Origin of the sequence: Nonomuraea sp. NPDC049709, assembly GCF_040674815.1 — a bacterium.
Classification (GTDB): Bacteria; Actinomycetota; Actinomycetes; order Streptosporangiales; family Streptosporangiaceae; genus Nonomuraea.
Map to the genome: position 1 here is coordinate 33,601 of NZ_JBFANM010000091.1, position 10,647 is coordinate 44,247.

A 10,647-nucleotide genomic window follows, 5' to 3' on the forward strand; every position below is an offset into this window, starting at 1 on the left:
GCTTTCGCCGGCGGAACATGACCATCAATGAAGGATAGTCTGCCGGAGTCGTCGGCGATATCCCGGTTTTCGGGCCGTGACGGCGAATCCCCGCCGATGGGCGCGGGTGCGGACGGCCTCTCTTACCCCCCGCGACCCGCCGGAGTGGCGCCCTCCTCACCCGCGCCGATGCCTGGATCAGTGGCCGTGACCGTGCCCCACGAAGGCGGTGGCCGGCTTGCCCGGCGGCACCAGCCCGAGCGCCACCACCGCCGCGACCCCCGCCACCACGGCGCACAGCGTGAGCCCGGACACGAACCCCCCGATGCCGGCCCCCGACCCGGGCACGAGGCTGGCCGCGGCCACCGTGGAGACCACGGCCACCCCGATGGAGCCGCCGAGCTCGTGGAAGGTGTTGATCACCCCGGAGGCGACCCCGTTCTCCCCCGGAGGGATGTTGGCCATGGTCGTCGTGGTGGCCGTCACGAACGCGGGCCCGATGCCCAGCGAGGCCAGCACGAAGCCCGGCAGCAGCGTGGTGTACGCGCTCGCGTCCGGCGAGATGCGCGTCATCAGCGCCGCCCCCGCCGCCGTCACCACGAACGCCGCCACCGCCACCGGCCGCCCGCCGAGCCGGCCGATGAGGTGCCCGCCGAGCTGCGCGCCGACGGTGATGGCGACGGCCGCGGGCAGGAAGATCAGGCCGGTCTCCAGGGCGCTGAACCCGAGCACGTGCTGCAGGTAGAGCGAGCTGAGGAAGAACAGGCCCAGCATCAGCCCGGTGGCCACCAGCATGACGAACGTCCCCGAGATCACCGGCCGCCGGGCGAGCGTCTCGGCACGCATGAGCGGCGACCGCACGGACCGCTGGATGACCACGAACAGCACGTACAGCAGCACCGACCCGACGAGCGGCAGCATCGTGCCCGCCGCCGCCCATCCGGCGTCGCCCGCGGTCACCAGGCCGTAGATGAGCAGCGCCGTCGCCAGCGTGACGACCAGCGCGCCGGGCACGTCGACCCGCTCTGGGCGCCCGGCCGCGGGCGGCACGACGGCGGGTACGGCGGCCAGCAGCGCCAGCCCGATCGGCACGTTGACGAAGAACACCCAGGCCCACCCGGGCCCCGCGGTCAGCAGACCCCCGAGGAGCACGCCGAGGGCCGCCCCCGTACCGCCGATGGCGGCCCACACGCCGAGCGCGCGCCCGCGCCGCTCGCCGTGGAAGGTGGCGGTGATCACGGCCAGGGCGGCGGGTGACAGCAGCGCCGCGCCGACCCCCTGCAGCGCCCGCCCCGCGATCAGCACGCCGCCGCTCCCGGCCAGCCCGCACACCAGCGACGCCGCCGTGAACAGCCCGAGCCCGGCCAGCAGCGTCCGCCGCGCGCCGAGCGCGTCGGCGAGCCGCCCGCCGAGCACCATGAGCCCGCCGAAGCACAGCGTGTACGTGGTCACCACCCAGGTCAGCGCCTCCCGGTCGAGCGCGAGGTCGGTGCCGATGGTGGGCAACGCGACCTGTACGACCGTGATGTCGACGATCAGCATGAACTGCGCCAGGCAGAGCAGCACCAGCACGGCCCATCCGCCGGTACGGGTCTGGGCTCGAGTCGGGTCGAGACTCATCCGAAACTCCTTAACTTGAACATTGATGTTCAAGTTAACACACGTAAACGATACGTGGGTAGGGTGTCCGAAGCGCAGAAGCTGGTGCCTTTGGGGGAGGCCGGCTCGGAAGGAAGCGGGCCCTGCCGTGGGAAGGGCGCGCGGGAAGGGCGCGCCGGTTCAGCGCGAGGGCGTGCGGGGAGGGCGCGCCGGTTCAGCGTAAGGGCGTGCCGCTCCGGCGGGAGGCACTCGCGCTGTGCGGCGCCGTGCTGTCGGGCGCCGTGCTGTTGGGCGCCGTGCTGCGGTCAGGCGGGGGAGGCGCCGCTCGTGGACGTCAGGAGGGACAGCATCGTCTTGATCAGCACGTGCTCGACCTCCTCCGGCTTCAGCCGCCCCAGCTCCCGCTCCTGCGCCGCGCTGTGGATGATCGAGAAGAACGCGGTCACCAGCCACTGCAGCGGCAGGTCCGTACGGAAGTCGCCGTCCCGCTGCCCCCGCGCGATGAGCCGCTCCACCCGCCGCAGCGGACGCTCGTGGTGCTCCCTGATCCGCTCCGTGGCCAGGACCCGGTCGGCGGCCAGGAAGAGGCGGCGATGCCGGTCGAGGACCTCCCAGGACGACCGCAGCAGCCCGGCCATCGCCTCCGGCGCCGGGGTCTTGTCGATCGACTCGTCCTCCAGGACGGCGTCCGCCATGTCCACCGCGTGGTCGAGCACGGCGTCCACCAGCGCCTCCCGCGAGGGGAAGTGCCCGTACAGCGTGACCCGGCCCACCCCGGCGGCCTTGGCGATGTCGGCCACGCTGGCCGTGGGATCGGAGCTGAGCAGCCGGGTGCCCGCCTCGAGGATCGCGGCGATGTTGCGCTCGGCGTCCGCACGCCGTGCGGGTACGGGCTGTCGTGCCGCGGTCTTGACCATATGACCACCCTACGGCGTCGGCCCGCGTTTCCCCGTCAGGGGGCGCCGACACGCCTTGGCCGGTGCGGCCAGGTCAGGGTGGTCGAGCGGCCCGCCCGGGAGGTGTATCTTCGTGGTCAACCCGCTCCCTGGGCCGGCCGAGCCATCTGCCGGCGGCCCTGTGTCGATTCCACCGGGTTTCTCCTCGTATCTGGCTCCGTCCGTGCGTTGTCCCGGCCGGATTCCAGCGATCATCGGCCGATCCCGCGACCGCGATCACTCCTGCGCCCGATCAGAAAGGCGGCCAGACCACCATGAAGCGCTACATCCTCACCGGCACCCCCGGCTCCGGCAAGACCACGATCCTGCGCAGCCTCGCGGCACTCGGGTACGCGACGGTCGAGGAGGCGGCCACGGCGGTGATCGCCGACGAGCAGGCGCGCGGCGTCGCCGAGCCCTGGACCCGGCCGTCCTTCATCGACAAGATCGTGACCCTGCAACGGCGGCGGCAGCTGCGGCCGGCCATCACCACCACACCGCCGGCCGTGCAGTTCTTCGACCGCTCGCCCATCTGCACCCACGCCCTCAGCACCCACATCGGCCACCCGATCTCCCCGGCCCTGTCCGCCGAGATCGACCGGATCACCCGGGAACAGGTCTACGACCGGCACGTGTTCTTCGTCCGCAACCTCGGCTTCTGCGAACCGACCGAGGCCCGCCGGATCAGCTTCGAGGACTCGCTGACGTTCGAACGCCTGCACGAGCAGACCTACCGGTCCTTCGGCTACCAGCTCATCGAGGTCCCCGCGAGCCCGCTGCCCGAACGGGTGGCCATGATTCGTACGCAGGTCTCCCGGCTCTAGGGGCGTCGTCAGCCTCGGCATCGGGCACGGACTGCCTCCACCACCTGACGGCCCCGGCCGTGCTGGCCCGTACACAGCCGTCCCGATCGAACCGCTCGCCCAGGTGTGACGTCCGGCGGAAGGGCGGATGCCTTCATGCCCGCGGTCTCCTGGGGACGATCACGGTGGACAGGCCGTCCAGCAGGCGTTCGAGGCCGAACGCGAACAGCGACTCCAGGTCCAGGTCCGCGCCCGGCTCCAGGACCTGCCCCGGCACCGGCGCGCCGGCCGGGAACCGGGACCGGACCCACTGCTTGCTGGTCATCCCGGTGTCGCGCTCGGCGCCGTACTCGCTCTCGATGCTGAACGCCGTGCCCCGCACGTAATTGACCATCGTGCCGTAGACGTGGAGCCGGGTGCCCGGGTCGAGGTCCAGCCCGTCGAGCGCGCGCAGCGACCACTGCCCGTACGCCACCAGCCCCGGCAGCGGAGCCGGCCGCACGACCGAGATCACCCGGGGCAGCCAGGGGTGACGGTGATAGAGCGCCCACTGGAGCTGGGCGGCCACCCGCAGGTGGGAGCGCCATCCCGGGGGCGGCTCCGGGTAGTCGATCCCGGCGAACGCGGCGTCGGCCATCAGCTGGGAGAGCTCGGCCTTGGCGTCGAGGTGCCGGTAGAGGGCCATGGTGGCCACGCCGAGCCGGGTCGCGACCGTCCGCATGGACAGCCCCGCCAGCCCGGCCTCGTCGGCGACCTCGATGGCGGCCCGGACGATGCGCTCCAGCTCCAGCCCGCCGCCGGAGCGCGCGGGCAGCGGCCGGGCGGCGACCACGGCGCCGGACCGGGGCGTGCCCTCGATCGTGCCCGCCTGTTTCAGCGTGGTCAGCGCCTTGGTCGCGGTCGCCATCGCCACACCCCACTCCCGCATGATCGTCCGGGTGGTGGGGACGGGGTCGCCCGGCCGTAGCTCGCCGCCGGCGATGCGGCGCTCGATGTCGGCGACGATCCTGAGGTACGGAGGCCGCGTATCGGTCACGACGCCCACTCTGCCACGGCTCAGCGGTCGGGCAGCCAGTTGCCGTGCAGGCCGAGCGGCACCCGTACCGGGAGGTGGACCCGGGCCACCGGCTCGCCGGTGAAGTCCTGGGCGGACAGGATCACCAGGTCGGCGGCGCCGCGGCCGGCGTCATGCACGTAGGCGAGCAGGTAGCCGTCGTCCTCGCCCGCCCCGGTGGCGGCGAACACGGCCTCGCCGACCGCCTCGTCCCTGCCGAACCCGTGCACCTCGCTGGTGCCCCGCTCCAGGTCGTGCTTGACCAGGGCGTTGGTGAAGGCGTCGTCCGGCGGCGGGCCCTCGGGCGCGAACGGGACCCCGTACAGAGCGGCGGCGGCGGAGTAGCCGTAGCGATGGGGGAGCGAGGCGCGGGCGTCGTTGACGCGCGGGAAGTCCTGCGGCCGGTCGTCGATGCGCCGCTGGTGGATCTTGCCGTCGTCGATCGTCCAGCGGTCCAGCATCGGGCGGATCGCCCCCGGATCGGCGGGATCGAACGGCCCCTCGGCCGTGACCACGTCCACCACGATGACGCCGTGGTCGTCCTCGTAGGCGTTGAGGGTGTGGCTCACGTGCACGGGATCGATGTCCAGCCAGCGCACCTCGCCGCCGTCGCGCGGCATGACCCCCACCCGCGTCGGGTGCCCGGGCAGCCACCGGCACTCGAACCCGTCGAACCCCAGCGGCGTGTCCCACAGCACGACGTGGTTCCCGGTGAGCGCGAAGTCGTGCATGAACGGCGTACGGGTCATGGGGATGCCGGTCGAGCGCACCACGTTCCCGTCGGCGGCGGTCACGATGTGCTGGACGTGTTCGCGGCCCACCATGTACGAGAGCGAGTGCAGCTCACCGGTGCGCGGGTCGTGCTTGGAGTGAGCCCCGGCCGTGAACCCCTCAGGGGTCAGGCCCAGCTCGCACACGCCCACGGTGTTCAGCTCCTCGTCCAGCTCGGCGGGCGGCGCACCGCCCTCCACCAGCGCGAAGGTACGCCGTGCGTGCTCGATCACGTGCACCATGGGCGCCAAGCCCGGGGTGCGGACGAAGCGGTTGCGGTACCACTCGGCCCGGCCGTCGCGCAGGCGGACGCCGTGGACCATGCCCTGGCCCATGCCCCAGATGTGCACGAGGGGGTCCTCCACGCCCAGGGCGTTGGGGCCGTTGCGCAGGTAGCGGCCGTTCAGCTCGGCGGGGACGCGGCCGGTGACGGGGAGGTCGTAGGCGGTGATCTCTTCGGTGACGGGCGCGAACGCGCCTTCCAGGTACTTCATGGTGACAACGTACGCAGAGCGCGCTTCCAGGCCGGTTCTGCCTGGAGGAATACCGGGATCTGCACTAGTGCAGGCGGGCCCTCGTGTTCGGCGGGTCAGAGCTGGAGGGCGTGGTCGAGCAGGGACTGGAGGGTGACGGCACCGATCAGCCGGCCCTCGTCCAGCACCGCGACCAGCGGGCTGCGCGTACGGGCCATCAGCGCCGCCAGCTCCAGCACCGTCGCCTTCGTGTCGGCCACCGGCAGCTCGCGCGGCTGCTCCGGCAGGCACTCGCGGACGGTCCTGCCTCCGAGCCGGTGCAGGAACCGGTCGGCGTGGGCCTCGTCCACCACCCGGGCCAGCGCCGGATCGTCCTGGCAGTAGGCCGGCACCGCCAGCCGCAGCACCTGCGTGCCGGGCAGGATGCTGAGCGGCCGCCCGCTCTCGTCGACCAGGATGAGCCCCGGCAGGTCCCGCTCGGCCAGCAGCCTGGCCGCCTCCAGGGCCGGTGTGTCCAGCGTGACCGTCGGGAACTCGACGGCGAGATCGCGTGCGCGCATCAGTGGCCTCCGCGCCCCAGCCTAGCCAACCTCGTACGGAGGCACGGGTGACGGCGGCGGACCGGCCGGCTACGGCAACTCGGCGAAGCGTTCGACCTGTTCCGTCCGGCCCGATACCAGGATGACGTCGCCGTACGACAGCTCCGTCTCCGCCGTCGCGTACGTGAACTCCTCGCCCGGCGGTTTGACCGCCACGATGGTGACGCCGTACTTGCGGCGCAGGTTGGAGCGGCCGAGGGGGATGCCCACGTACTCCTTGGGCGGGCTGGTCTTGGCCAGCGCGAAGTTCTCGTCCACCTGCATGTAGTCGAGCATGCGCCCGCTCACCAGGTGAGCCACCCGCTCGCCCATGTCGTGCTCGGGGAAGACGACGTGGTGGGCGCCGATGCGGCTCAGGATGCGGCCGTGCTGGGTGCTGATCGCCTTGGCCCAGATGTCGTTGATCTCCAGCTCGACCAGCAGCGACGTGACCAGGATGCTGGCCTCGATGTCGCCGCCGATGGCCACCACCGCCTGGTAGAAGTCGGGCACGCCGAGCTGGCGCAGCGCCTGCATGTCGGTGGCGTCGGCGGTCGCGATCTGGGTGATCTGGCCCGCCAGGCTCTGGGTGATCTTGGGCCGGTTGTCGATGGCCAGGACCTCGGTGCCGCGCCTGGTGAGTTCCAGTGCCAGTGACGTGCCGAACCGGCCCAGGCCGATGACGACCACCGGGTCGCCTTTGTACTCAGCCAACGATGACTCGCTCCTCGGGTAGCTCGTAGTGCCGGGCGCGACTGTTGAGGGCCAGCGCGGAGCCCAGGGTGAGCGGGCCGATGCGGCCCACGAACATCAGCATGACCAGCAGCAGGTGCCCGGCCGTGCCGACGCTCGCGGTGATGCCGGTGGACAGGCCCGCCGTGCTGAACGCGGAGATCACCTCGAACAGCACCTGGTCCAGGTTGTGCGGGGTGAGGGCGAGCAGCACGTATGTGGCGACGCCCACCAGGGATACGCCCAGCGCCGTGACCGTGACGGCCTGGCGCTGCGTGGAGTCCGGCAGGCTCCGGTAGCCGATGTTCACCCGGCCCTCGCCGCGCATCTCGGCCCACACGACGAAGGCCAGGAGCCCGATCGTGGTCACCTTGATGCCCCCGGCCGTGCCCGCGCTGCCGCCGCCGATGAACATCAGCAGGTCGGTGGTCAGCCAGCTCGACGGGTACATCTGGGAGATGTCGAGGGCGTTGAACCCGGCCGAGCGCGGCATGGTCGCGGCGAAGAAGGCCGCCAGCAGCTTGCCGGGATCGTCGAGCGCCCCGAGCGTCCTGGGGTTGCGCCACTCGGTCACCAGGAGGACCACGGTGCCGAGCGCCAGCAGGGCCAGGGTCACGCCCACCGTGATCCTGGTCAGCACGCTCCACTTTCGCGGGTGCCGCCAGGACCGGGCCAGTTCGAACACCACGGGGAAGCCCAGCCCGCCCACGATGCAGGTGAACGCGATGGTGAGGCAGATCCACGGGTCGGCCACGAACCGCATGAGGCTGTCCGGCCAGAGCGCGAACCCGGCGTTGTTGAAGGAGGCGACCGCGTGGAAGACGCCGAGGTAGACGGCGCGGGCGAGCGGCTCGCCGTACCCGATCAGGAAGCGCCCGGTGAGCACGACCGCGGCGACGGCCTCGCACAGCAGGCTGAACAGCACCACCTTGAGCACGACCTTGCGCACGTCGCTCATGCTCAGCGTCTTCGTCTCGGCCTGGGCCACGATCCTGGCCCGCAGACCTAACCGGCCCGAGACGAGCAGCGTGAACAGGGTGGCCAGCGTCATGATCCCCAGGCCGCCCACTTGCACCAGCCCGGCGATCACCAGCTCGCCGAACACCGTCCAGTGCGACTCGGTGTCGACCACCGCCAGCCCGGTCACGCACACGGCCGAGGTCGCGGTGAACAGCGCGGCCACCCAGTCCGCGGGCTCGCCGGACGTGGTGGCGACCGGCAGCATGAGCAGGGCCGTGCCGATGGCGATGGCCAGCCCGAATCCGGCCACCACGACCTGGGCGGGATGCCGGAAGCGGGCCGAAAGGGGTGACAACACGCCCATTACCGAACTCCGATGCAACGGTCACGCATCGCGAACGCCTCCCCCGAAGATCTGACCGCCAGTTCCTGCCGACCAGACTTCCCGGCGCACCGCGCACTACCGTAACAGGCCCTCTGAGCGCCAGCGCACCTACGCCTCCTTGACGCGAAAACCATGCCTTCTTGACGCGCCCCCGCGCGGGCGGCCATGGGATTCCTAGGGTGGAGACATGTTCTTCGAACCCCCGCCGCCCCAGGAAGAAGTGATCCGCCCGCAGGTCGGGCTGCCCGACTGGTTCGCCCCGCCGGGCGACGAGATGGGCGTGGCCGTGGCGACCGGCCTGACGCTGGCCCGCGGCCCGAACGTGGTCGTCGCCCTTCCGCTGATCCGGGCGTACCGGAACGGCTGTGTCCTGGACGTGGAGGTCGTCCTGCGGCAGCGGAGTCTCTCCGCCGACGACTTCTGGAACCTGCACGTGTCCCTCTACCCGACCGCGGCCATCAGGACGCTCGGCGGCGGCGGGCTGCCGGACCGGCTGCTCCGGTTCGGCGTGCGGTACGCCGACGGCACCACGGTCACCACCATCGGGGAGAACGCGCCGCTGCCGGACCGGCCGGCGGGCCCGCGGCTCCAGTGGCAGCCCAGCGGCATGATGCTGCGCGGCGGCGCCGATCTCGGCGCCAACACGCTGGGCCTGTGGCTGTGGCCGCTGCCGCCGGCCGAGCCCTTCGAGTTCGCGGTGGAGTGGCCCGTCGGCGGCATCGAGCTGAGCATCACCCGGCTCGACGGCGCGGCGATCGGGTCCGCCGCCGGGCGGGCGGTCCCGTACTGGCCGGATCCCGAGCCCGGCCAGTGACCCGCGGGAAAGTCAGGTGAGGGAGCGGAAGAACTCGCGCAGCTCCGTGACCAGCACGTCCGGCGTCTCCAGGGCCGCGAAGTGCCCGCCGTGGTCGAACTCCGACCAGCGCACCACGTTGTGCACCTGCTCGGCCAGCGGCCGCACCGAGTAGTCCGCCGGGAACACCGCCACCGCCGTGGGCACGGTCCCGCGCTCCACCGGCCCCCACGCCGCGAAGTCGTTGAACCGCTCGAAGTACGTGTGCGCCGACGACCCCGCCGTCTCCGTGAACCAGTAGACGCTCACGTCGGCGAGGATCCGGTCCCGGTCCACCGCGTCCTCGGGCAGCTTGGCGGCCGGGTCCGTCCAGTCCTTGAACTTCTCCACGATCCAGGCCAGCTGCCCGGCGGGGGAGTCGTGCAGCGAGGCGGCGATGGTCTGCGGGCGGGTGCCCTGCAGGCGCATGTACGCGCCGAGCCTGTCCTGCCACTCCTCCATCCCGGCCAGCCGGCCGCGCTCGGCCTCCGTCAGCGCGCCCATCACCGCGGGGTCGCCGGTCGGGAACGTGAGCAGCGCGTTGACGTGCACGCCGATGACGTTGTCCGGCGCGGCCCGGCCCATCAGCGGCGCGATGAAGGCGGAGACGTCGCCGCCCTGGACGCCGTACCGCTCGTATCCGAGCCTGGCCATCAGCTCCACCATCGCGGCGGCCGTGCGGCCGTCCGTCCAGCCCGTGTCGCGCAGCGGGCCGGAGAAGCCGTAGCCGGGCAGCGACGGGATGACCAGGTGGAAGGCGTCGGCCGGGTCGCCGCCGTGCGCCGCCGGGTCGGTGAGCGGGCCGATGAGGTCGAGGAACTCGATCACCCCGCCCGGCCAGCCGTGCAGGAGCAGCAGCGGGGTGGCGTGCGGCGCGGCCGAGCGGACGTGCAGGAAGTGCACGTCCGCGCCGTCGATGGCGGTGGTGAACTGCGGGTACGCGTTCAGCGCCGCCTCCTGGGCGCGCCAGTCGAACCCGTCGGCCCAGTACGCGGCCAGGTCGCGCAGGTAGCTCGTGGGGACGCCGCGCTCCCAGCCGGTGCCGGGCAGGTCGGGGGCCCAGCGCGTACGACGGAGCCGGTCGCGCAGGTCGTCGAGCTGCTCCTGCGGGATGTCGATGCGATACGGGCGGACCTGGGGGGTGCTGTCGCTGTTCGTCATGTCTCCGACGGTAGAAGGGATTGGTGTCAGCTCCTGGCACCGATGAACGGCAAAATGAGCCCCATGCTGGAAACCTCGGCGCGGCTGCTCCGCCTGCTGTCCCTGCTCCAGTCACGGCCGGACTGGACCGGCGCCGAGCTGGCCGAACGCCTCGACGTGGGCCTGCGCACGGTGCGGCGCGACATCGACCGGCTGCGTGAGCTCGGCTATCCCGTGGACGCCACGCCCGGCGTGGCCGGCGGATACCGGCTGGGCGTGGGCGCCGCGCTGCCGCCGCTGCTGCTCGACGACGAGGAGGCGGTCGCGGTGGCGATCAGCCTGCGCACCGCCGCGACCGGCAGCGTCGCCGGGCTGGAGGAGGGCTCGCTGCGCGCGCTGGCCAAGC

The 10,647-nt window shown here is 72.2% G+C and carries 11 protein-coding genes; 3 read left to right on the forward strand and 8 right to left on the reverse strand.

Translation table 11 applies throughout. The features are described 5' to 3' along the window. Positions 1 to 177 precede the first annotated feature (177 nt). Positions 178 to 1,599: an MFS transporter gene (locus AB0J69_RS52360; protein WP_364134549.1), complete on the reverse strand. Its 1,422-nt coding sequence runs from the start codon at positions 1,597 to 1,599 to the stop codon at positions 178 to 180. 284 nt (positions 1,600 to 1,883) lie between these two features. Next, a complete protein-coding gene (locus tag AB0J69_RS52365) occupies positions 1,884 to 2,495 on the reverse strand; it encodes a TetR/AcrR family transcriptional regulator (protein WP_364134552.1) in 612 nt (203 codons plus the stop codon). Positions 2,496 to 2,788: 293 nt separating this feature from the next. On the opposite strand from AB0J69_RS52365, the gene AB0J69_RS52370 reads away from it, so the two are divergent. Continuing rightward, on the forward strand, positions 2,789 to 3,337 hold the full coding sequence (locus AB0J69_RS52370) for an AAA family ATPase (protein WP_364134554.1): 549 nt from the start codon (positions 2,789 to 2,791) through the stop codon (positions 3,335 to 3,337). A 133-nt stretch (positions 3,338 to 3,470) separates the two neighbouring features. Here AB0J69_RS52370 and AB0J69_RS52375 read toward each other — a convergent pair whose 3' ends face one another. From AB0J69_RS52375 to AB0J69_RS52395, 5 genes are all read right to left on the reverse strand, one after another. Next, a complete protein-coding gene (locus AB0J69_RS52375; RefSeq protein WP_364134557.1) occupies positions 3,471 to 4,352 on the reverse strand; it encodes a GntR family transcriptional regulator in 882 nt (293 codons plus the stop codon). Positions 4,353 to 4,372: 20 nt separating this feature from the next. Continuing rightward, entirely contained in the window at positions 4,373 to 5,635 is a 1,263-nt protein-coding gene (locus AB0J69_RS52380) for a carotenoid oxygenase family protein (RefSeq protein ID WP_364134560.1), read from the reverse strand. Positions 5,636 to 5,730: 95 nt separating this feature from the next. Then, complete coding sequence (locus AB0J69_RS52385) at positions 5,731 to 6,174, reverse strand: CBS domain-containing protein (RefSeq protein ID WP_364134563.1); 444 nt, start codon at positions 6,172 to 6,174, stop codon at positions 5,731 to 5,733. 69 nt (positions 6,175 to 6,243) lie between these two features. Further along, complete coding sequence (locus tag AB0J69_RS52390) at positions 6,244 to 6,906, reverse strand: TrkA family potassium uptake protein (protein WP_364134566.1); 663 nt, start codon at positions 6,904 to 6,906, stop codon at positions 6,244 to 6,246. After that, the gene (locus tag AB0J69_RS52395) at positions 6,899 to 8,248 is read right to left on the reverse strand and encodes a potassium transporter TrkG (RefSeq protein ID WP_364134569.1); all 1,350 of its coding nucleotides are present in this window, start codon (positions 8,246 to 8,248) and stop codon (positions 6,899 to 6,901) included. Before AB0J69_RS52395 ends, AB0J69_RS52390 begins: the two co-directional genes overlap by 8 nt. 208 nt (positions 8,249 to 8,456) lie before the next feature. On the opposite strand from AB0J69_RS52395, the gene AB0J69_RS52400 reads away from it, so the two are divergent. Beyond that, entirely contained in the window at positions 8,457 to 9,083 is a 627-nt protein-coding gene (locus AB0J69_RS52400) for a hypothetical protein (protein WP_364134572.1), read from the forward strand. 12 nt (positions 9,084 to 9,095) lie between these two features. Here the strand turns inward: AB0J69_RS52400 and AB0J69_RS52405 are convergent, their stop codons facing one another. Beyond that, entirely contained in the window at positions 9,096 to 10,262 is a 1,167-nt protein-coding gene (locus AB0J69_RS52405; RefSeq protein ID WP_364134575.1) for an epoxide hydrolase family protein, read from the reverse strand. 63 nt (positions 10,263 to 10,325) lie between these two features. Here AB0J69_RS52405 and AB0J69_RS52410 point away from each other — a divergent pair. Beyond that, a partial coding sequence (locus tag AB0J69_RS52410; RefSeq protein WP_364134577.1) for an HTH domain-containing protein occupies positions 10,326 to 10,647 on the forward strand: 322 nt, incomplete at its 3' end.